This window comes from Mesorhizobium loti CJ3sym (assembly GCF_000472785.1).
Lineage (GTDB): Bacteria > Pseudomonadota > Alphaproteobacteria > Rhizobiales > Rhizobiaceae > Mesorhizobium > Mesorhizobium loti_E.
This window is the reverse complement of record NZ_AXAL01000038.1, coordinates 25,610-46,441: the sequence shown is the minus strand read 5'-3', so window position 1 is coordinate 46,441 and position 20,832 is coordinate 25,610. Positions and strand designations below refer to the sequence as shown.

The 20,832-nt window shown below is 58.1% G+C and carries 18 protein-coding genes and 2 pseudogenes; 10 read left to right on the top strand and 10 right to left on the bottom strand.

Features of this window, described 5'->3' with window-relative positions; genetic code table 11:
• Both A3A9_RS0133420 and A3A9_RS45455 read left to right on the top strand, forming a co-directional pair.
• Positions 1 to 369: divalent metal cation transporter (locus tag A3A9_RS0133420; RefSeq protein WP_027062464.1), on the top strand; the 369-nt coding region annotated here is incomplete at its 5' end.
• Positions 370 to 477: 108 nt separating this feature from the next.
• Positions 478 to 693, top strand: coding sequence for a hypothetical protein (locus tag A3A9_RS45455; protein WP_152536236.1), 216 nt, complete (start codon positions 478 to 480; stop codon positions 691 to 693).
• A gap of 498 nt (positions 694 to 1,191) precedes the next feature.
• Here the strand turns inward: A3A9_RS45455 and A3A9_RS0133405 are convergent.
• Positions 1,192 to 1,794 (bottom strand): annotated as a pseudogene (locus A3A9_RS0133405) (Tn3 family transposase); the annotation flags it as partial.
• Positions 1,795 to 1,882: 88 nt separating this feature from the next.
• Here A3A9_RS0133405 and A3A9_RS43275 point away from each other — a divergent pair.
• From A3A9_RS43275 to A3A9_RS0133370, 6 genes and pseudogenes are all read left to right on the top strand, one after another.
• Positions 1,883 to 2,270: pseudogene (locus tag A3A9_RS43275) on the top strand (molybdopterin cofactor-binding domain-containing protein); the annotation flags it as partial.
• A gap of 394 nt (positions 2,271 to 2,664) precedes the next feature.
• The gene (locus A3A9_RS45450) at positions 2,665 to 2,820 is read left to right on the top strand and encodes a hypothetical protein (protein WP_202596435.1); all 156 of its coding nucleotides are present in this window, start codon (positions 2,665 to 2,667) and stop codon (positions 2,818 to 2,820) included.
• A 214-nt stretch (positions 2,821 to 3,034) separates the two neighbouring features.
• The gene (locus A3A9_RS0133385; RefSeq protein WP_027062461.1) at positions 3,035 to 4,432 is read left to right on the top strand and encodes a phospholipase D family protein; all 1,398 of its coding nucleotides are present in this window, start codon (positions 3,035 to 3,037) and stop codon (positions 4,430 to 4,432) included.
• Positions 4,433 to 4,607: 175 nt separating this feature from the next.
• Positions 4,608 to 4,892 (top strand): PRC-barrel domain-containing protein, encoded by a 285-nt coding sequence (locus A3A9_RS0133380; protein WP_027062460.1) that lies wholly within the window; start codon positions 4,608 to 4,610, stop codon positions 4,890 to 4,892.
• Positions 4,893 to 5,938: 1,046 nt separating this feature from the next.
• Positions 5,939 to 6,757, top strand: a complete 819-nt coding sequence (locus tag A3A9_RS0133375; protein WP_027062459.1) for an archaeosortase/exosortase family protein — start codon at positions 5,939 to 5,941, stop codon at positions 6,755 to 6,757.
• A 31-nt stretch (positions 6,758 to 6,788) separates the two neighbouring features.
• Positions 6,789 to 7,214 (top strand): hypothetical protein, encoded by a 426-nt coding sequence (locus A3A9_RS0133370; RefSeq protein ID WP_152536235.1) that lies wholly within the window; start codon positions 6,789 to 6,791, stop codon positions 7,212 to 7,214.
• Positions 7,215 to 7,670: 456 nt separating this feature from the next.
• On the opposite strand, the gene A3A9_RS46595 is transcribed toward A3A9_RS0133370, so the two are convergent.
• Positions 7,671 to 7,934, bottom strand: a complete 264-nt coding sequence (locus A3A9_RS46595; RefSeq protein WP_082222340.1) for a DUF982 domain-containing protein — start codon at positions 7,932 to 7,934, stop codon at positions 7,671 to 7,673.
• A 271-nt stretch (positions 7,935 to 8,205) separates the two neighbouring features.
• Positions 8,206 to 9,018: a helix-turn-helix transcriptional regulator gene (locus A3A9_RS40175; RefSeq protein ID WP_063827820.1), complete on the bottom strand. Its 813-nt coding sequence runs from the start codon at positions 9,016 to 9,018 to the stop codon at positions 8,206 to 8,208.
• 278 nt (positions 9,019 to 9,296) lie between these two features.
• On the opposite strand from A3A9_RS40175, the gene A3A9_RS40170 reads away from it, so the two are divergent.
• Together A3A9_RS40170 and A3A9_RS0133350 are read left to right on the top strand one after the other, a co-directional pair.
• Positions 9,297 to 10,628, top strand: a complete 1,332-nt coding sequence (locus A3A9_RS40170) for a polysaccharide biosynthesis/export family protein (protein ID WP_161634569.1) — start codon at positions 9,297 to 9,299, stop codon at positions 10,626 to 10,628.
• Positions 10,629 to 10,645: 17 nt separating this feature from the next.
• The gene (locus tag A3A9_RS0133350) at positions 10,646 to 12,160 is read left to right on the top strand and encodes an O-antigen translocase (protein ID WP_027062457.1); all 1,515 of its coding nucleotides are present in this window, start codon (positions 10,646 to 10,648) and stop codon (positions 12,158 to 12,160) included.
• A 28-nt stretch (positions 12,161 to 12,188) separates the two neighbouring features.
• On the opposite strand, the gene A3A9_RS0133345 is transcribed toward A3A9_RS0133350, so the two are convergent.
• The 7 genes from A3A9_RS0133345 to A3A9_RS45445 all read right to left on the bottom strand — a co-directional run bounded on the left by A3A9_RS0133345 (position 12,189) and on the right by A3A9_RS45445 (position 20,545).
• The gene (locus tag A3A9_RS0133345; RefSeq protein ID WP_027062456.1) at positions 12,189 to 13,376 is read right to left on the bottom strand and encodes a DegT/DnrJ/EryC1/StrS family aminotransferase; all 1,188 of its coding nucleotides are present in this window, start codon (positions 13,374 to 13,376) and stop codon (positions 12,189 to 12,191) included.
• Positions 13,373 to 14,350 (bottom strand): NAD-dependent epimerase/dehydratase family protein, encoded by a 978-nt coding sequence (locus tag A3A9_RS0133340; RefSeq protein ID WP_027062455.1) that lies wholly within the window; start codon positions 14,348 to 14,350, stop codon positions 13,373 to 13,375. The genes A3A9_RS0133345 and A3A9_RS0133340 overlap by 4 nt, the downstream gene beginning before the upstream one ends.
• Positions 14,347 to 15,069, bottom strand: a complete 723-nt coding sequence (locus A3A9_RS0133335; protein WP_027062454.1) for an acyltransferase — start codon at positions 15,067 to 15,069, stop codon at positions 14,347 to 14,349. The genes A3A9_RS0133340 and A3A9_RS0133335 overlap by 4 nt, the downstream gene beginning before the upstream one ends.
• Entirely contained in the window at positions 15,059 to 16,165 is a 1,107-nt protein-coding gene (locus A3A9_RS0133330; protein WP_027062453.1) for a DegT/DnrJ/EryC1/StrS family aminotransferase, read from the bottom strand. The genes A3A9_RS0133335 and A3A9_RS0133330 overlap by 11 nt, the downstream gene beginning before the upstream one ends.
• Positions 16,162 to 17,199: a Gfo/Idh/MocA family protein gene (locus tag A3A9_RS0133325; protein WP_027062452.1), complete on the bottom strand. Its 1,038-nt coding sequence runs from the start codon at positions 17,197 to 17,199 to the stop codon at positions 16,162 to 16,164. Before A3A9_RS0133325 ends, A3A9_RS0133330 begins: the two co-directional genes overlap by 4 nt.
• Entirely contained in the window at positions 17,196 to 17,711 is a 516-nt protein-coding gene (locus tag A3A9_RS0133320; RefSeq protein ID WP_027062451.1) for an acyltransferase, read from the bottom strand. The genes A3A9_RS0133325 and A3A9_RS0133320 overlap by 4 nt, the downstream gene beginning before the upstream one ends.
• A gap of 962 nt (positions 17,712 to 18,673) precedes the next feature.
• A complete protein-coding gene (locus tag A3A9_RS45445) occupies positions 18,674 to 20,545 on the bottom strand; it encodes a right-handed parallel beta-helix repeat-containing protein (RefSeq protein WP_202596434.1) in 1,872 nt (623 codons plus the stop codon).
• Between the last annotated feature and the right edge of the window lie 287 nt (positions 20,546 to 20,832).

Genomic DNA, 20,832 nt, shown 5'->3' with positions numbered 1-20,832 from the left:
GGACTGCTCGCCATCCCGGTCCTTGCCGGCTCGGCAGGCTACGCGCTCGGGGAGGCGCGCAAGTGGCCCGTGGGCCTCGAACGCGAGCCGCTCGCAGCCAAGGCCTTTTATGCAACGATTGCACTCGCAACGATCGTTGGCGTGTGCCTCAATTTTACGCCGATCAACCCCTTCAAGGCGCTCTACTGGAGCGCGGTGGTCAACGGCATCGTTGCCGTGCCGGTCATGGCGGTGATGATGCTGATGACGGCGCGGAGTGACGTCATGGGCAAGGTGACCGTACCGCTGGTCATGCGTATCATTGGCTGGATCGCCACAGCCGTGATGGCGGCAGCGGCTGTGGTGATGATTGTCCAGCTTTTCATGTAGGCTCTCGGTTCGGTCCGGCTTTCGCTTCTAGTAGAAGGTGTGCCCTCGGTTGCTAGACGGTGAGTGTGCTGGACGATAAACGTGTGCCGGCAGGAGTACTAACCACTGATGGACGCCAAGAAGCTCGACCATAAACTTGATTGCAAGACGTGTGGGACGATCCGTATGGACATCCCCGCCGATGCCACGGAGCACACTCAAATCCATTGCAGCGGCTGCGGCGGCTATCTTGGCGAATGGGGCGAACTTCAGGACGATTTCCACAGGCAGGCAGGCGACACTCAGGCCTTCGACTTGAACCACGGCAACATCATCAAGAAATAACACCACGGCGGCCTGCCGCCGCAGGGCAGCCATGCAAAATTGTGCGTTGCACAATGCCCCGGAACCGGCAAGGTTCGACGCGTCGGCCATCTACTCCTCCCAGATGCGATGCCGACACAAAGCGAGCCACACCTCCTCCCGTGGCGAGCTTCAGATCGAACCCGCTGCCAGCTCCTCCCGGCAGCGGGTTTTTTTTTGGGCGGCTGGTTCGCACTAGATCAGGATCCGCTCGACCTCGTCGAGGCTCACCTCGTCGTAACGGCGGTCATAAGCTGGGTGGTCCTGGTCGACGCGTGGTTGGCCATGTGGGCGGCCTTCTCAAGGGTGCCACCGTTTTTCAAATAGGCGGTGATGCCGGTGGCGCGGAACGTGTGGTTGCCGATGAGCGTCGATGCCGGCGCCGGCGGCACGCCGGCGGATCATCGCAAAAGCTTCCCCTTGGGGGTCGGAACAAGAGCAGTTCGAAATCGTACGCTAAGGTCGAACGGAGCAGGAACGTTATGCGGCACGCCGTAACCCAGCCGGGAGGCGGAGCGACCTGAAGCCTTCCGGGAGATGCTGCTCGCTGTTCCAGGTGTAGATGCCGGTCAGGTTTATGTGTTCCCAGCTCAGCGGTGAGATGTGCTTCAATAGCGGTTCTGGAATGTTCCTTCCCGCTCGTTTGAGCTGTGTGACCGCGCGGTCGAGATAGACAGTGTTCCAATGGACTATCGCGCTGACGAAAAGATTGAGACCCGATGCGCGGAATGCCTGGCTTTCGAGCGACCGGTCGCGGATTTCGCCACGCTCGTGGAAGAAAACGGCGCGTTTGAGTTTGTGCGCTGCCTCGCCCTTGTTGAGACCGGCTTGGCAGCGCCGACGCAATGTCGAGCTCGAGTACCACTCGATCATGAACAGCGACCGCTCGATGCGGCCGAGTTCCCGAAGAGCCTTGGCCAGTTGGCTTTCCTTCGGTGTTGCCGAGAGCTTCTTCAAGATCGTCGAGGGCACAACGGCACGGGTGGTGATCGACGCCGCCAGATGAAGCAGATCATCCCAGTGTTCGAGGATCAGGGTGGTGTTGATCGGCGCCCCGATGTGGTTCGACAGCGCCGGGTACGCAAACTGGTGCCCTGAGATGGCAATCCACAGGGATCGGATGCTTCACAGCCGCAATAGGTTAGAGTTCATGATCCGTTCGCCCTTAGCGTACGATTTCGGCGAGGTTAGGGTGCGGCGCCTGCTTGGTTCCTTTGACTGTGGCCGAATTCTCAACCCCAAGACAGGGGCGAGCCAGTTCCGCGGCGGCATGATCATGGGCTTGGGTCTGGCGCTAACCGAGGAGACCCCTTTTTGATGGGAGGACGGGCCGCGTGATGAACCCCAGTTTGGCCGAATATCACGTGCCCGTTCATCTCGATGTTCCCGAGATCGATGTCATCTGGACAGATGAACCCGACCCACATACGCCGCTTGGCGCGCACGGAATCGGTGAGATCTGAATTACCGGCGTGGCAGCTGCGATCGCTAATGCGATCTACAATGCAACTGGCAATCGTGTTCGCGACCTCCCGATCACGCTGGACAAGCTGTTGTAGCGGCGGTTCGCTTCTCGCCCATAATCTCTGATCCGGCCAAGCTCGTGAAACGAAAATTATCCGTCGAAAAGCCTTCTCGATCACCTCCGGAAATGCGCTAAGGCTTCGCGCCGATAAGACTGACAAGCCGAGTTGTCACATGACGCGGCAACGAACAAGGACGGCGGGGTCCGGAGGGGCAGGCCTTGACGCCCTCCGCTGAGCGGAGGCCGAGCGGTCATCCTGTCGGTGAAAGCGCGATGGCGTGGGATCCTGCCGGCATTCGCATGGGGCAGGATGGATTCGCTGCTGCGCACCAGACCGCCTCGGCACCGTCATGCGCAACATGGCCCACAGTCGCCAGCTTGGAACCATCTCGCCGCCGGTCGGTTCCTTCCATTGAAGGAGAGATGCCATGCTCAGATTGCTTATCCGCCTTGGCGCGATTTACGCGGCGTTCCAGATCGGCAGGGAGTACGGGCGCAAGGAGAGCGAAGTCATGCTCTTGCCGCCCGTCGACTACGAGCGGCGCCCGACGTCACGGAACGAAGCTGAGTTCGGAGAGGTATAGGCTCGATCTCGTAGCCTCGGGCTTTCAATGCGCCAACTCGCGCGTGAGTGCCGCCTACCGGGTAACAGCTCCCTATGCGCAGCCTATGGACAGTCGGTGACCAATCGGGAGCTGAATAGGTTTTAGCTTCTCGTGCAACCAGATTGGCTCTGAAAGGTTCTTGCTTTGATGTTGAGCAAGGCCGGTGTCGCTGGAGTTCGAGGGTACCCAATACATGGACGTCTCCATCGCGCAAACGACGGACGACAAAATCAGGGCGGGTAAGAGCGGCTTGCTGCTCGTCTCCGACAATTATGATGCCTTCGCCATGCGGGTTTTGGCCGCGAGAAGCGCTGTTCGCACACTCGACCTCATGTACTACCTTTGGCACGACGACCACACTGGTCGCTTACTCATGCAGGAAGTCTTCCGGGCCGCGCAACGGGGCGTGCGCGTTCGGATGCTCCTCGATGACGTCAATCCGCGCAAGAACGATCCTGCTTATCTGGCATTAAGCCGTCATCCGAACGTCGAGTTGAAATTGTTCAATCCGGGTGGCATCAGAGGCCCCGGCGTCATGCGTAGCGTGGAAGTTGTCCTGCGACTTTTTGCATTGACCCGAAGAATGCACAACAAGGCTTGGATCGCCGACGAGACCATAGCTATCGTTGGCGGCCGCAACGTCGGCGATGCCTATTTCGATGCTGCGGAAACCAATTTCCGCGACCTTGACGTGCTGCTGCTCGGTCCCGCAGTGAAACAGACCGCGCGGATATTCGAGGCCTTCTGGAATTGCCAGGACGCAAAGCCAATTGGTGATCTCGGTTCAGCCACGACTACAAGTGCCAATCTATTTGAAGGAACCGATAGGGAAACCGAGTCAACGCTGTTGAACGGGATCGGTGATCGAAGGTCGATCGCAGAGTTCATCGCGGCCAGCAACAACGTCCATTGGATAGAACGCGTGCGGGTGATTTCCGATCCTCCAGAAAAGGTCCGGGGCTGGAGACCTCGCAGTTGGCTGATGCGGGAGTTGCTCCCCACCATTCAGTCGGCGCGCAAGTGCGTGGAGATTGTGTCTCCTTATTTCATCCCCGGCAGAAGAGGTTCCGCCATCTTATCCAATCTCGTAGGCGACGGGGTGGATGTCGCGGTCTTGACCAATTCCCTGGCAGCCACGGATGTCGCCGCGGTGCATGGTGCCTATGCAAACTACCGCACGCAATTGCTGCGCAATGGCGTCAGGCTTTTCGAGCTCCAGCCCTTCGGTCGGCAGGCTAAGATCTCGGTATTTGGTTCCAAGGGTGCGAGCCTGCACACGAAAGCCTTCAGCGTTGACAATAGGACCGGTTTTGTCGGCTCCTTCAATTTTGATCCGCGCTCTGTGTCTTTGAACGCGGAAATGGGCGTGCTTTTCGAAGATGAGAAACTGGTCGCTGAACTCCGGAGCCGATTCCAATCAGAGATATCTCCGGAGGCGAGCTATCGCCTCGCGCTGAAAAACAATGTGCTGCACTGGCATGGATGCGACGAAGGAAGGCACCACGACTATACCAATGAACCCGAAGCCGGGATTTTCCGCCGAATCCTGGCGGCCCTGTTTCGCCATCTTCCGATCGAGTCCCAACTCTAGGCGGTGGTAGCCGAGCTCACTGCCCCGAACGAAGCATTGGCCCTCGCGTCCCTGACGGGCGCTGTGGTGGCCGGTGTGATCGACATAGGCGGCGCTATTTCTGGCTCGAAATCAGTGGGAACTGTTAGCCACTTTGCAGGTTGGGAGAGTCCTGTCCACCAGAAGGAATTGCAACATGGACCATACCAACCACGTACGACTTGCGAGCAATGAATTGACCACCGACATCCTCGACGGGGCAACCATATACGGTGCGGATGACGAGAAGGTCGGTACGGTTTCTCATCTGCATGGAAGCGAGGTTGTCATCGATGTCGGTGGTTTCCTTGGCATCGGCGCCAAACCCGTCGCCGTTCCAGCCAATCAATTGAACTTCATGCGCGACGAGGACGGCGATGTGCACGCCGTCACAAGCTGGACCAAGGACCAGCTTGAAGACATGCCCGAGCATCAGGACTGAGCACCAAGGGGCCCTGCGTTCGCAGGGTCCCTAGAACCAAAAATAAGATTGCCAGGAACCCGGCATGCAACTCTTTCGCACCGAGGTCCTGAATGCCACCGCCCTGAACGACGGGCCAAATCGTCGCGTAGTTAATCGATACGACCGGCGCGACCTATAATTCCTTCGCTTCGTGCAGATCGCTTGCGCAATGCTGTGGATGCGAAATGTCGATTTAGGCTAGAGCGCCTGCGCCAGCGGTAAATCGTTGCCCTTGCGAAGAAGATTATTCCGCCGGCCAAAAGCGACACGCACGCCTCAGTCGGCGGGACTGACCCGCCATCTTGGGCCTGTTCAGACTGAGAAAGATGGGACGCACTTCGTTCAGAAAATTCGGCAGTGGTGCTTCTGCTGGCGCTAACGAAGCAAAAGCCATAAAAGGCCTGTCCAGAAGGCAGCATTCGACGCGATCAAGAAGGTCCAGGCTTGGGCGCGATGTGTCATCGTACGACGATGAAACGAATTCATTAATTTATGGTGAACCAGCTGTCCAAAAGGGCGAAGGGCACCCGGGTACGACTATTTCACGGCAGGACTACACCCTACGGTGTAGATACGTCGTGTGGGCGCACATGCTAGTGTGGGAGCACGAAATTTGGGTACGCCCCGGCGACGTTGAGGAGTAGCAAGATGGACTGCAGGGCCGTGATTTGTGCTGGTGCGATTGTGTTATGCACCTCTGCCCCGAGCTTTGCTCTGGCGTCATGGTTTCCAGAGAAGGGCGGAAATGACGGAGGCGCCCCAGTCACGCACTCCGCGCCGGGCCCTGTGATCGGCCTCGGACTGCCGGCGTTGGTTTTTGGGGGGTATGTCTGGTACCGCCGGAAGCATAAGCAAAATAAGCGATAGCTTCTGCGGGTTCGATTGTGTCCGAGCGAGCTCATGCGTCAACATTGTATGGCGCGACTCCAGGACAGCCATTTCCATCTATCTCGAAACTGGCGGATCGGCCGGACACTGGCATACATCAAAGGCATGTTTGGCCATGGCAGGCACCGGGTCTCGAGATGCCAGCCGGCATCTACACTTCTAGAACCCTTATTTACTGCGGCCTGGCAATCGTCGGTTTCGCAAATGGCGCCAGTGAACGCATTGCCGCGGAACTAGACCAGAAGGGGGCGCTGGCAGCTTTTTACAACACCTTCGGCGTCAGCACTGTCGTATGGGCCGCTCTTTTTGTTGTTGTGTGTTTTCTGTTGCGCAGCAATCCGCAACCGATGCGCCGGATCGATATTGCAATTGCCGCGTCGGCTGCGATCGCCATCCTGTTGCCGCTCCCGGCCTTGAGTTGGCTTGCGATTACCATGATCGCAATACACCTGGCGTGTTCATCCCGATCCACGGATTTGGAGCGCCGGGCCGGTGCCGTCCTTGGTGCCGCAACCGTTCCGATGCTCTGGGCAAGAGTCCTTTTCGCCAGTATGAGCAACTCGATCCTCGTCGTTGATGCCAAGCTCGTTGGATGGTTGGTCGGGACGAATAGCCACGGGAACGTGATCCCGTTCGCCGACGGGTCTGGCATGCTATTTCTGGAACCGGCATGTTCGTCGTTGACCAACGTATCACTCGCTTATCTGTGCGGAGTCTTGTTTCTAAAAATATACGATCGAAATTGGTCGCTTTCTGCGATCAAAACAATTGTGTTAGCATGTGTTGTCACGATATCACTTAATGTAATTCGAATAAGTTCAATCTGTCTTCTGCCAAGATACTATGATGAAATTCATGGCCCGATGGGTGCGACGTTGGCCGGTTGGGCAACAATGGGCATTGTCTTGGCAATCTACACTCGAGGTATCAAGCCCAATGCGACCCCTCGTACTTAGCGCTGCCTTCGTCACATTGCTGGCTACAAGCTTGGCCGTGAAGACTGTTTTTGGTGTCGCAGCCAGCCAGGCTGCATCCTATCCGAGCGACGACGATATCGTCGCTCTTATGGCAAAGTATCGGTTCAAGATCGAGCGCGCGGCTCCCAACACTGATCCGAGCTGGATTTATGGAACTCGAGACCAGTGTCAGGTCCAGATCGCCAGCGTTTCAGTTCAAGGCTGGCATCGAGCCATAGTCGAATGGCAAGGAGTGGGGAAAACGCTCATTTTCTCTGCGCAGGGACGACTCTATCAGCACCAGCCCATTCTGCAGCCGCTCGTCGCCCACTATGTGCGTCGATTGGAAAGACAGGTTGGGATAGCGGCGCCTCCGGTGGCCGTAAGGGCAATCGTCATTTCACCTGCCTGCCCATCCGGCCTTTTAGATCTCGCCGACCTTGCCGCCCTTTCGTAACCTGTTGCGTTGTCCAGCGGCGATGGCGGCATTCGCTGCTCCAAGCATTCGCCCCTGATCAGCGCAACGTGGCTGACGGCTGGAGCGCGCGATGGGGTGCAACAGGCCTGGACATTTCCGGCCCTAGGGCCCTGGTTGGCTGGCGCTGATTGTCGCTGATAGTCAATGAGAGTCCGGCGCGCCGCGCCTACTTAAATGGCGCTGCTCTCGGTCCGGGTAAATGCAGGGACTTCGGGGGCGTCGCTTAATCTGACCCTCAAGTCGGCTCAGCGATGGCCCAGGCGAAGGCGGTCGATTGGATAAATAGACGGCTGGACACTGCCTGCCGCCGGTTCTGGCCTGCGCCAGTTCGTCTCTCAAAGACGACGCGGCGGCTTGCGCGCAGGGCAATGGTTCTTGCCGCTGCCGAACCGCCACAGTCACCTAAGCCTCCCCAGCCAGGGCAAGGTTCAAACCTCAGTTGGTTTCGAAGAGAATGCCGGCCTCTCTGGCGGCACGCACAAAGGCCTTGCGAGCTATCTTTGAGGGGATGGCACCTTCGTTTGCCAGGACGCAGGCATGCCGGGCATGCCGATACATTGTGCCATCTCGTGTCGGCCACCGGCCTTGCAAGCGTTCCAGCGCCTGGGAGGATGACGTTACCGCCACCGGACTCTCGGAGCTATCTGAGACGACCTGCACAGGTGCATCAAAGGCACCTCGGATCTTCTGTTGTGACATCTTCCACCCCTGTTGCCGCGCGCGTCAGAAGGTCGATGTGTTAATTCCACGTACGCCCCCTTCAATCGCCGACACCCGTCCCCAGAATGATATTGGCGCAAACTGAAATATAATGCGAACTTAAAATTCAACAAAACCAAATAGTTGGATTTAATCTTAAAATTTAGACACGTATAACAGTTAAAATCTGATTGAGCTAGTTTTCGATCCCTTCGAATAGATGCAGCTTATTGGTCTATTCTCCCATAACGGAATCTGCCTGCGGAGAGTTTCAAATCTCCTGTTCGGCCGCGTTGGCAACCCCTTCGCCTGGCACAGTCCAATTTGGTTTTAGCGTCATATGATGTGATGGCGCCGCCTCTCGCTCAAGGAAACGGGCGGCCGCATCTGTTCGGTTACGCGCCCCCAATTTCGTGATGATATTGTGCATATGAACCTTGACCGTATGCTCCGAAAGATTGAATTCCGCAGCGATGGCCTTGTTTTGCAGGCCACGTGAGACCCTTTCCAGGATCTGGATCTCGCGAGCCGTCAGGTCGGTCAGCTTGGAACCGGCGGCGGCCGCCAAGGGTGATCCTAAACGGGGCGTCAGGGCTGCAAAATTGTCGCGCAGTCTTTGCTTGTAGGAATGGAACATGCCGGCAGGGAAATATTCGCCCCCCCGCAACATGAGACGTATGACGGACAGCCAGACATCCAGCTTCAAATTCATGGGAAGCACGCCTCGGACCAGGCGAGAGCCCAACATTTCGGGAAAGGAGCAGGTCGGATTGTGATCGTCGAACTCGATGGCTGCGGTAAATGCTTGTGGGTGATTGAGCAGAATATCAGCTGAAACGGCCTCGGCAGCCTTCAACAGGGCTGCGTCGATCAGGATCAGCCCGAGCGGAAGGTCAAACTTGCCGCAGGCAGCGTTCGCATGTTCTGCTTGTTCGATAATCGCCCAGGGGAACTCGCGTTCGAGGGCGTAGATCAAATTGTCCGAAATGGCGCCGCGGGTGGCAATTAAGAGAATGATCCGACGCGGCTCGAACCAACCTTCGATCCGCCCGCCGCTGCTATCGGGTGCATTCCTGGAGTCCATGCTACCAATTCGATCCGTTTCCAAAGCAATCCGTCGCCCGATCTTGCCGCCCGATCACTCGCGATTGCCAAGATACGATAGAGTGATCACGCGGTCGCCGCGACCGCGCAAAAGGGCTGATTGGAAGGCCTTCCGTCGAAGTGGGTTACCCGCCTTGGCAGTTGCCATCATCCAAATGGACTAGGTCGATCCCACGGTCCTGATCGATTGACCAAGAACCCAAGCTTCAAGGAAACTGATATCAGAAGTTGAAAATTGCAAGGCCAATGGGAGTTTCAATGAGCGTTTCCCGCCAGGTTTCAATAGGCTCAACAGGCTGGATGCTGGTCATGTGTTTGGCCGCACTTGTTGCCTGCGGATTCCCGGTCATGGTGGCGCAGGCAGCTGGAGTCAGTTTCGTGCCCCAGACCAAATTGCGCGTGACCGTTGTGCAGTGGGTGCCGGTAAAGGGCGAGTTCGAGCAGTGGTCCGCGCTGGGCGGCGATTTTGTGGTGTCGGAGACTGGGACGGTGGTTCTGCCGGTCATCGGGGCTGTTTCATTAGGAGCGATGGACAGCACGGCTCTTGCGGGCGAAATCGCCAAGCGACTTCAAACGCAGATGGGTTTGGTCAAACGGCCGGACACGACCGTCGAAATCATCGATTATCCGCCCGTCTACGTGGTGGGCGCCGTGGCCACACCAGGTGAATACAAATATCGCGTGGGAATGACCGTTCTGCAGGCGCTGGCCTTGAGCGGCGGCGAGGCTCGGTCTAATGCGTCCGATCCTTCCAAGGTCGAGATCCAGCTTGTCGGCGATGCTCAGGTTTTTGATGCTCAGATCTTGTTGTCCAAGGCAAGGATTGCACGATTGCAGGCAGAAATGTCTGGAGAGAACGAAATACGGTTTCCCAAACCTGTGGCGGGAGGGCTCGACGCCGCCGCGGCCAACGAGATCTTTGGCCAGGAACGGATTATTTTCTCCGCGCGGGCGGATGAACTCGATCGGCAAACAAAATCGCTCGACGAGCTGTGCGCGCTGTTGGATTCAGAAATCGGATCGCTCAACGAGAAGATCAAGATGTCCGATGCGAGCATAAAATCTGCTGAAACCGATTTGTCAAATATAACTGTGCTGGTCGAAAAGGGCATTGCAATCGCTTCGCGCAAATCGGAACTTGAGCGTGTCGTTTCGTCGTACAAGGCCGATCGTCTCGATCAAGTGACGGCCGTCATGCGAGCACAACAGGGCAGAGCGGCGGCGACGCGCGAACGAAACGGGTTGCGCGACAAACTCCATACCGAGACCGCCATCGAGCTGCAAACAGAGCAGGCCAACCTCACGCAGCTTGTGGTGAAACAGCAGGTCGCGCAACAGCTCCTTGTCAATACGCTAGCCACCGCCTCTCGGGAAAGGAGCAATGGCATAGACCAGCCGCTCAACTTCACGATCCTGAGAAAAGTGAACGGAGACGTGAATGAGATCCCGGCGGTTGATTCCACCCCCCTGGTTCCCGGAGACGTGATCAAGGCAGCTTTCCCGGCGAGTCCGGTTTATGGAACCGTCGGCGCGATGACGCTTCCTCCGGCTAGTGGAAAAACTGTCATGACCGTTGAGGCCGGCCAGTGAGCGTGTCGCAAGAGGCGATCAGCCCGATCGCCTCCAGCCCTGACCATTCATACAGGGACATCTTGAAGTCCACTGCCATGATTGGCGGGTCGTCGATCGTCAACATTGCCTTCGCAATAATCCGCAACAAGGCAATGGCATTGCTGCTTGGCCCGCAAGGCGTCGGACTTATGGGCCTTTATAGCTCCATAGCCGATCTCGCACAAAACCTGGCTGGGCTCGGTGTTCAAGCCAGCGGTGTGCGGCAGATTGCGGAAGCCGTCGGGTCTGGCGATGAGCACAAGATTGCGATGACGGCGATCGTCCTGCGACGCATTTCGGTCGTCCTCGGGATCATGGCCGCACTTCTGCTGTGCGTGTTCGCGCTGCCGATTGCCAGCTTCACCTTCGCAGACCAGACCCACGCTGCCAGCGTGGCGCTTCTTGCGCTCGCCGTGTTTTTTCGCCTGATCTCGGGCGGGCAAACCGCCCTGATTCAAGGCACCCGGCGCATTTCCGATCTCGCTCGCCTCAATATGCTTGGAGCGTTGTTCAGCACACTCATCGGCATCCCTTTGATTTTTCTCTTCGGCGAAAAAGGAATCGTGCCGGCACTGGTGGCGATGGCCGCCGTTTCGGTCCTCACGTCCTGGTCGTACAGCCGCAGGATAAAGATCGCAGCGTTTTCGCCATCAGCAAAGCAAGTGCGACAGGAGTCGGCTGAACTCTTGAAACTTGGCGTGGTGTTTATGGTTTCGGGGCTCCTCACCGTAGGAGCTGCCTATGCGGTTCGCATCATCGTATTGAGAGAAAGCGGTGTCGAAGCGGCGGGTCTCTATCAAGCAGCCTGGGCGTTAGGCGGGCTGTATGCGAGCTTCATCCTGCAGGCAATGGGCACCGACTTCTACCCACGCTTGACCGCCATCGCTCGCGACAATGGCCAGTGCAACCGCCTCGTCAATGACCAGATTCAAATCAGCGTATTGCTCGCCGGACCTGGACTGCTTGCGACGTTGACGCTCGCACCGTTGGTGATCAACCTGTTTTACTCGTCGGAATTCCACGCCGCGATCAATCTGCTACGCTGGATTTGTCTCGGCGTGATGCTGCAAATTGTCTCGTGGCCCATGGGGTTCATCATACTTGCCAAGGGTGCGCGCAAGATGTTCTTCTGGACGGAAGTCACGGCAACCCTGTTTCACGTCGGCCTTGCCTGGCTGCTGGTCAACCGGTTCGGCCTCATAGGCTCGGGGGTTGCATTCCTTAGCCTGTATGTCTGGCACACTGCTTTCGTCTACGTTCTTGTGCGCAGGCTAAGTGGTTTCCGCTGGTCCGTTTTCAATGGCAGGCTGGTGTCATTTTTCCTGGCTGCCACGATTTTGGCCTTCGCCATATTGTGGGCGCTGCCGTTCTGGCCAGCAACGCTGGCGTGCGCATTCATCACCTGCGCAAGCGGATTGTTTTCTTTGCGGATGCTTTCCCAGCTGTTGCCGGCCGCGTGGTTCCCCGCGAGGTTTCGTCCATGGCTGCCAAACGCCGCGACCAGGTCTTGACGGGTGCTAACGAGATGCGAGCCCGGCCTCAAGCCTGCGCCAGTTGCACTGGCTGACCCACTACCTCTGCCAGGGTGTCGACGACAAGCGACACTTCGGCCGCCGTCATCTGGGCGAAGAGCGGCAGTATGATCGTACCGATTTGCGCGCGCGTGCTGAGTTGCATATCCCCCGACAGGCGGCAGCTGCCTGGAGCTGAGTATGCCTTCTCCAGGTGACTGTTCATGATGCCGCGGCGGGTGGAAATTCCTCGGTCGAGCAGTGCTTGCATCGTGGCGCGTTGGTCTGCCCAAGGCGGCAGTTGGACGCCGTAACTTTGCCAATTGCTGCGCGCCCACTGCGGCTCGACAGGGAGCGTTATACCGTCAACATACTGCAATTGTTCGGCATACTGATCGGCGATCCGCCGCCGCGATGCGATAATATCGGGCAGCCGGCGCAGCTGCTCACGCCCGATCGCTGCTTGCAGGTCGGTCATCCGATAATTGTAGCCGATCATATCGTAGTTTTCGTAGATGACCGATTTGGAGCCATGCCTGACGGCATCGGTGACGCTCATGCCATGCTGGCGCCAAAGACGAAACTGGCGATCATGGTCGGCGTTGCCTGTCGTGAGCATGCCGCCATCGCCCGTGGTGATGACCTTGCGTGGATGAAAGGAAAAACAGGCGATGTCACCGCGCGGTGCGCCAATTTTTTCCCACATCCCGTTCCACAATATCTCACTGCCAATGGCGCAGGCCGCGTCCTCTATGACCGGTATGGAACGCTGCTTACCGATCTCGACGATCCGGCCGAGGTCGCACGGCATCCCAAGTTGATGAACGCACATGATAGCTTTTGTGCGTGGTGTGATCGCAGCCTCGATCAGGTTCGGATCGATATTGAACCCCTGCGACTCGATATCGATGAAAACCGGAGTTGCGCCGCAATACCGTATCGCATTGGCGGTTGCGATGAACGAATGGCTGACGGTGATCACTTCGTCGCCCTGCCCGACACCGACAGCCATCAGCGCAAGATGAAGGGCGGTCGTGCAGTTTGATACCGCGCATGCAAACGGAGCGCCAACAAGCTCGGCGAATTCGCGTTCAAAAGCCGCAACTTCGGGTCCTTGCGTCACCCATCCAGACAAGACGACCCGCTGTGCCGCCAGCGCCTCCTTCTCATCGAGGACCGGCCTGGCTACGGGGATTTGATGAAACGCCTGGGTCATTCGGCAGCGATCGCCGCGGCGGCGGAACGTTCCTGGCGCCACCAGGCCACCAGGTCGCGAAGGCCTTCGTCGAGCGTAAGCTGAGCCTCAAAGCCCAGGATCTGCTTGGCTCTTTGCGTGTCGGCCAGCCTGCGCGAGACCGCATTGACCTTGCGCGCTGGCGCATGTTGCGGCGCGATTGAGGAACCCATGGTGCGCGACAAGGCTTGCGCAAGCTCGAGAAGACTGGTTTCCGTCCCGCTGGCGACATTGAACACATCGTCCTCCACCGCGGATTTTGCGGCGAGTATATTGGCCCGTGCAATGTCGTGGACGTGTACGAAATCCATCGTCTGGGAGCCGTCGCCGTAGATCAGCGGAGGCTGCCCGACCGCGAGACGCTCCATCCAGCGGATCAGAACCTCCGTATAGGCGCCATGCACGTCCATACGCGGCCCGTACACGTTGAAGTAGCGCAGTGCGACGTAACGCAGGCCATACATATCGTTGAAAGACCGCAAGAGCCCTTCATTGAACGCCTTCGCCGCGCCGTAAATCGTCCGGTTATTGTAAGAATGATGCGCCTCGGTGGTTGGAAAGCTTTCGGCAAGTCCAAGCACCGAGGCCGACGAGGCGGCAACAACCTTCGACACGCCGGCGCTAACGGCGGCTTCAAGGACATCAAAAGTGCCACCCGCCAGCACATCGAAAGCCAGGCGTGGTTCTTCGGCACACTGGGTTATGCGGATGGCCGCCTGATGAAAGACGATATCGATGCCCTCGAAGAGCTCGGCGAGCAGCGCGCGGTCTCGGATATCACCTTCGACAATTGTCAGGTTCGATTGGGCGGCTGCGCCTTGCAGGTTTTCGCGCCGACCGCGGACGAAATTGTCAAGAATTACGATCTCGCGAGGGTTCTCCAGCGCAACAAGATCAGCGATGTGAGAGCCTATCAGGCCAGCACCGCCGGTAATGAGAATCCGCTTGTCTTTCACTGCATTGTTCCGTTCTTTTGTTCGGCGGCCCGGACGAGTTCAGAATCCGTACGCCAGCGCAGGAATTTCGCCGGCACACCCGCGACAATGGAGAAGGGTTCGACGTTCTGTGTAACCACGGCGCCGGCGCCAACCATCGCTCCCTTGCCGACAGTCACGCCTGGCAGGATGGTCGCGTTGGTTCCGATATCGGCCCAGGCTTCGATCACCACCGGCTCGATGACGAGGTCCGTGCGCACGATCGGCACATCGGCCGGAACGCCGCTATGTGTCGATCCAAGTATTTTCGCTCCCGGGCCCCAGCCGACGAAGTCGCCCATGACGAGATTTCTTGCGTCGAGGAAGGCCTGCGGACCTATCCAGACTTTCTCGCCGAGGATGCACATGCCGTCGTGCCGGCCCTGGATGCAGGCCTGGGCGCCGATGAACACGCCAGCGCCGAACTCGAACGTCTCCGGATGCCTGAAAACGGCGCCATTGCCGACCTGCAGGCCGGCCCCGCATCGACGCGCGAGGCTGCGCCAGATTAACCGGCGCATTATAATGTCTATCAGACCGTCGCCGGCCGAAAACCGGCCGTAGAGTTCAATCAGCCCCGTACGGCCGTAGTGAGCCAAAACAGCATCGGCGAGCCCTCTTTCGAATTCCGGATCGGAGACGTCTTGGCGTCCGTGGACGGAGGCAACGATGCGGGTCGCTCCCTTAATGTCAATCGACATGAGCCATCTGCTCCACCGCGGCAGCGACATGTTCGATCTGGTCCGATGTAATTTCCGGATAGATCGGCAGCGACAGGACCTCGCGCGCGGCACGTTCCGACACCGGAAAATCACCGATCGTGTAGCCCAGGTCGGCGTGTGCCTTTTGCAGATGCACAGGGATGGGATAGTGAAGACCGGATTGCACCCCTTCCTGCTGCAAATCCTGCTGCAGGCGATCTCGATCGTCCGTCCTGACGGCGTAGATGTGATAGACATGGCGACGCCCAGTCACTTCCACCGGCGTCTCTACGCGCCGCGACCCTGAAAGAAGCTTTGTGTATTGGCGCGCGCGGCTTCTGCGCGCGGCCGTCCATGCGTCGAGGTATCGAAGTTTGACGCGCAAGATAGCGCCCTGGATGCCGTCCATGCGATAGTTGAAACCCTTGAGGGCGTGATGATATCGCCGGTCTTGGCCCCAGTCGCGTAGCATTCGGATGGTCTTCATGTGTTCGTCGTCATTGGTGACGACAATTCCACCCTCGCCACAGGCGCCAAGATTTTTGCCTGGATAGAAGCTGAAGCATCCCGAAACGCCGATGCTCCCCGCCCGGCGTCCGTAGTACTCTGCGCCGTGCGCCTGGCATGCATCCTCGAGTACGGCGATGCCATGACGATTGGCTATTTGCATGATGGACGTCATGTCGGCCATCTGGCCATAAAGATGAACGGGAATGATCGCCTTGGTTCTTGGCGTAATCGCGGCCTCGAGCTTGGCAGGGTCCATGGTCAGCGTCGTTGGCTCGACGTCCACGAGCACCGGCAGCGCGCCAGCATAGCAGATGGCCGAAACCGTTGCGACGAAGGTGAATGGAACGGTTATGACTTCGTCGCCCGGCCCCACGCCGGCAGCCAGCAAGGCCAAGTGGAGACCACTGGTGCCGGTATTGACCGCTACCGCGTGTTTGGTGCCGCAAAACGCTGCGAACTCTTGCTCGAACTTCGCGACCTCATCTCCCAGAACATACTGCGCCGATGCGAGCACGCCCAGAACGGCAGCGTCGATCTCATTCTTGATGCTTGCGTACTGAGCCTTCAAGTCCAGAAACGGAATCATGCGACGCGTCTCATCTGTTCGAGGTCGACCACGCGGCCGCGCTGTGCCAAGGACTGGGTTGCTGCCTCCAGGATGCGAACCACCCGGACGCCGGCGTTTCCGTCCGCAAGCGGTGTGCCGTTGTTTTCGACGCAGGAAACGAATTCGCGAAGCTCGATGCCGAGGGCTTCGGTCATGTCGATCTGCGGGGCCCACATATCGCCGGTGCGATAGCCAACCAGCGCCTGGTATCGGGTCTCACCCTTGGCGTTGGGGTTGCCGCTCACCGTGATGCCTTTGTCGTAGACCTTGATCTTCTCGCTCGGTTCCAGATCGTCGTAGACGATCATCTTGCGGCTTCCGCCGATCAGCGTCCGGCGCACCTTCACAGGCGCCAGCCAATTGACATGGATATGGGCGATCAGATTGCTTTCGAAGAACAGGTTGAGATAGGCGATGTTTTCCGGCTCGCCGGGAACATGGCTTATTCCGGTGGCCGAGACCGCGACTGGCCGTTCGGGCAGGACGTAGTCGAGGATGGACAGGTCATGGACCGCGAGATCCCAGATCACGCTCACATCATGCTGGAAAAGTCCCAGATTCACCCGCACGGAGTCGTAGTAATACATTTCGCCCAAGCCCGTCTGGACGAGTTCGTGCATCTTTCGGACCGCTCCGGTGTGAATGAATGTGTGGTCGACCGCCAGCACCAGCCGGCGGCGCGCCGCTTCATCGACGAGCCGCTGCGCCTCTTCGGCGGTGGATGCGATGGGCTTTTCGACGAACACATGTTTGCCAGCCATCAAGGCGCTCAGCGCCAGGCGGAAATGTGATGAAACCGGCGTCGCTATGGCAACGGCATCGACCCGAGGATCGCGCAGTACGGCCTCGAAATCGTCGGTAAGTGAAACGGTCGGATATCGGCTGTGCAATGGTGCGAGCCGCTCCTTCCTGAGATCGCAAACCGCAATCAGATTCACTCCCGGCGTTTCGGCCAGATTTCGGACGAGATTTGGCCCCCAATAGCCGTAACCCACCACAGCAACGCCGATCATTTGACTCTCCGGACGGCTGCAGTGGGCTCACTTTTTGGTGGCGCGTCCTTTGTCCTGCCGATGATTTTAGCCGGCACTCCGGCCACGATGGCGAAGTCAGGGACGTCGTGCGTGACCACGGCACCGGCGCCGACCATCGCGCCTTCTCCAATAGTGATGCCTGCCAGGATCGTTGCGTTGCTGCCAATCGATGCGTTGCGGCGCACAAGGGTGGCAACGACGCTCCAGTCACTGTCGGTTTGCAGTTCCCCGTCATGGGTCAGTGCACGCGGGTGCGGATCGTTGGTGAACATCACGCCGTGACCCACGAAAACACCATCCTCAAGCGTGACGCCTTCGCACACGAAGCTGTGGCTGGAGATCTTGCAGTTCCTGCCCACGGCCGCGTTCTTCTGGATCTCTACGAATGTGCCGATGCGCGATCCGGCTCCGATGGTGCAGCCGTAGAGATTGACCAATTGAGGATGGTGAATGACCACGCCCTCATCCAACACAACACTCGAGGAAATCATTCCGCGTGCCCCAATCCATCAACCATGTAGCGCCTCTCGCTTTCCATCCCCGCAACGCCGGCCATCGCTGCCAACGTCGAACACGGGAGCCGAAGCTTTCACGATAGAAATGGCTTTTGCGGCCGAACGTAAACGTGTGAAAACGGGGTATGCACCTGCCGTAAAGTGGTAGCGGCGTAATCGGGTGCCCGCCCGCATTTCGTACAGAAGGAACCGCAAAGCGGTGACTTGAGCCACAACATTCATCTCATGGCGAAGCGCGGATCGAGCCTTGGCTACGATGCTTGTGACGCCTGTTTCAGGCGAACATCGGACACCGGCGCCGCTTCGCAGCCTCTTCACGGTCCCAAAGGCCGGAGAAGGTCTCGGTTGCGGCCAAGATACTTGGTGGCTACTTGTCTGATGACCTTCCGGGATCGCAGAAAAAGAGCATCTGAGGGCGAGCGTGCCAACCATGCAGACAACAAACTCAAGGCAGGAGATCACGATCGCGAGCCACACTGACAGGCCGTTTCAGTGTATCAAAACTTGTCAGCGAAACGTGGGCGCCGTGGGATAGCGAAAATGGATGCCTCAAAGCTGTGAAGTATGCATGGTCGGGTGTCCCTATGGCCACAAACACCCCGATCGGAGGATACCCCACCGCCTTTAGGACGATCTCGATCTGGCGATATCAACGTATAAGGACTACTACTTTTGGGTAATCACCACGCAGGTCAGCGACTTTCAAACGGCCGCGCCTGGCACTTTTGAGCAACCGTCCGCGCCGGCTTGTCTCCGTGCAGCCGTAGAATCGGACCACCTTTTGGCCCACCGTCACTTATCGTTGCGAACGCAGGCCTGCCGTCGCATCTGGACGATCGCACGCGCCTTGTCCAACGAGATGCATGGGCCACCCTGGTCAGTGCTGAAGTTCGAACCGTCGCGCCCCGAGCAGGCTGACCGCGCGGGGCGCTATCTGGTCATGAAATTACGAATGACGATGCCGTAAGCGGAAGGTGCGCGGAAAGGGTCGCGAACTGGACCTGATGCGCGCCGCCGCTTCCATCGCTGTCAAAATAGAGGGCGCCGGTCGAACTGTCGTAGATGATGCGGTCAGTACTGTCATGCGCGCCTGCACCGGCATAGAAAGCCTGCCCCGACAGAGCGCCTGGCTGAAGGCCGGCAAACACGGTGTGATCGAGGAGAATCTTATCTTGCGAGACCGAGAAGTCGGTGATCTTGTCAACATTCCCAGCCCCAAGGGCGGCCTTGAAAACGAAGACGTCCTTGCCGCCGTTGCCAGTTAAGACATCAGCCCCGCCGCCGCCATCTATAACATTAGCGCCGGCATTGCCTTTAATGGTCTGGGCGAATTCATTACCAGTCAGATTGATCGCCCCACGACCAGACCGGTTTGTGGTGGCCAGATGTTCGATCTCCGAACCTGCCGACAGCGCGTAGCTCACCGAGGCGCGCACCGAGTCCTCGCCGCCCCCCGGCTTCTCGATAACCTTGTCGCCGGTGTTGTCGACTATATAGGTATCGTTACCACCATAACCGGTCATCGTATCGGCGCCGCCGCGCCCGTCGATGGTATTGGCGCCGGCGTTGCCGTCAATGGTTTGGGCGAACTCGTTGCCGGTCAAATTGATCGCCGTTGTGCCGGCCGAGTTCGTGGTGGCGAGATGCTCAACCTCCGAGCCGGCCGAAAGCGCGAAGCTTACCGAAGCGCGTACTGAGTCCTCGCCGCCACCAACCTTTTCGATCACCTTGTCGCCGGCGTTGTCGACGATATAGCTATCGTTGCCGCCATAACCGGTCATCGTATCGGCGCCGCCGCGTCCGTCGATGGTATTGGCGCCTGCGTTGCCGTCAACGGTCTGGGCGAACTCATTGCCTGTCAGGTCGATCGGCGTTGTGCCGGCCGGGTTCGTGGTGGCGAGATGCTCGACCTGTGACCCAGCCGAAAGCGCATAGCTCACGGAAGCGAGAACTGTGTCATTACCGCCGTTCTTTGCCTCCACGACCTTGTCGCCGGCATTGTCGGCGTAATAGGTGTCGTTACCGAGCCCGCCGGTCATCGTATCGATCCCGGTAGTCCCATGAAATACATCATTGCCCGGGGTGCCAAAGAAGGAATGCTTCTCCGGCGGTGGAGTCGGCACTGGGGTTGGATCCGGGTCCGGCGTTGGGGTCGGCGTTGGTGCCGCTCCTGGCAAAACCTCAGTGTTACCTGAAATCGCAGGCGAGGCTTCGGAAGTCGAATAGTAGCCGTAAAAGCCTTTTACAATATAATTGTTTGTAATGGACACGCCCGTGGTAGGCCCAGTATCGAAGCGGCCCTCTACGTAAACATTATACCCAACATCGCCGGCAAGATAGTTGTGATTTACTACGACGTTCGAGATCGGCCCAAAGGTGTTCTGGATAAAGACGTCGGAAGTGTCTCTTCCAATGATCGTATTTCCTTCTATCAACACACCATTTTGGCCGCCCTGGGCCTGTATGCCGTCGTAGTGAGGGTCTGTCCCGGCGTTTTGTAGGTCGTGAATAAAGTTCCCTTTTACAGTGCTTGCGCCGTCAACAAGCGAGATGCCATTCTCCGATTTAGAAATATCGTTGCGCAGGAATGTTCCGCTACCCAAAATAGCGGAATTTGCGAGGCCACCATAACCAGGGCCCACGATGTGGCAATCTTGAACAACTATGTTCGGGCCGTGCTCTGCATCGATCCCCCAAGCACCGCTGTATGTAATAGCACAATTCTTGATGACGACATTGGCCGCGTTTATCTGGAGACTGCCGTCAATTATCTGATTCTCGATGACCGTACCGTCCTTGGTGATCGTCATCGGGCCTGTGTAGGCTGTAAGCGTTGTCCCTCCGGGCACACCAGTGTTGGTGGAATCGGGGAACCCTAACGGGATAGTACTTGCCACGGCTGGCCGCCTTTCATGCCCCCGGCCCGCACCGGTTGGACTGATGCAACTCTGTTACGTCCGAATCGTATAAGAGCTAGCTTAAAAAGAGGTAACCGCCGTTAACCATAAGGTGCAAGTCACAAGACATAACGAATTGCTACATAAGGCTGCGCTGAGGTGTCAAGGCGCTTCACGCGGCCCTTCATTCTTGTCCCCGC

What these genes read in the sequence shown, in the direction of transcription:
- A3A9_RS45455 (WP_152536236.1), top strand. Translation starts at nt 478, where the DNA reads ATGGACGCCAAGAAGCTCGACCATAAACTTGATTGCAAGACGTGTGGG.
- A3A9_RS0133335 (WP_027062454.1), bottom strand. Translation starts at nt 15,069, where the DNA reads ATGTCGATTGACATTAAGGGAGCGACCCGCATCGTTGCCTCCGTCCAC.
- A3A9_RS45450 (WP_202596435.1), top strand. Translation starts at nt 2,665, where the DNA reads ATGCTCAGATTGCTTATCCGCCTTGGCGCGATTTACGCGGCGTTCCAG.
- A3A9_RS0133330 (WP_027062453.1), bottom strand. Translation starts at nt 16,165, where the DNA reads ATGATTCCGTTTCTGGACTTGAAGGCTCAGTACGCAAGCATCAAGAAT.
- A3A9_RS46595 (WP_082222340.1), bottom strand. Translation starts at nt 7,934, where the DNA reads ATGTCACAACAGAAGATCCGAGGTGCCTTTGATGCACCTGTGCAGGTC.
- A3A9_RS0133380 (WP_027062460.1), top strand. Translation starts at nt 4,608, where the DNA reads ATGGACCATACCAACCACGTACGACTTGCGAGCAATGAATTGACCACC.
- A3A9_RS45445 (WP_202596434.1), bottom strand. Translation starts at nt 20,545, where the DNA reads ATGACGATCACCAAGGACGGTACGGTCATCGAGAATCAGATAATTGAC.
- A3A9_RS40170 (WP_161634569.1), top strand. Translation starts at nt 9,297, where the DNA reads ATGAGCGTTTCCCGCCAGGTTTCAATAGGCTCAACAGGCTGGATGCTG.
- A3A9_RS0133325 (WP_027062452.1), bottom strand. Translation starts at nt 17,199, where the DNA reads ATGATCGGCGTTGCTGTGGTGGGTTACGGCTATTGGGGGCCAAATCTC.
- A3A9_RS0133385 (WP_027062461.1), top strand. Translation starts at nt 3,035, where the DNA reads ATGGACGTCTCCATCGCGCAAACGACGGACGACAAAATCAGGGCGGGT.
- A3A9_RS40175 (WP_063827820.1), bottom strand. Translation starts at nt 9,018, where the DNA reads ATGGACTCCAGGAATGCACCCGATAGCAGCGGCGGGCGGATCGAAGGT.
- A3A9_RS0133375 (WP_027062459.1), top strand. Translation starts at nt 5,939, where the DNA reads ATGCCAGCCGGCATCTACACTTCTAGAACCCTTATTTACTGCGGCCTG.
- A3A9_RS0133345 (WP_027062456.1), bottom strand. Translation starts at nt 13,376, where the DNA reads ATGACCCAGGCGTTTCATCAAATCCCCGTAGCCAGGCCGGTCCTCGAT.
- A3A9_RS0133320 (WP_027062451.1), bottom strand. Translation starts at nt 17,711, where the DNA reads ATGATTTCCTCGAGTGTTGTGTTGGATGAGGGCGTGGTCATTCACCAT.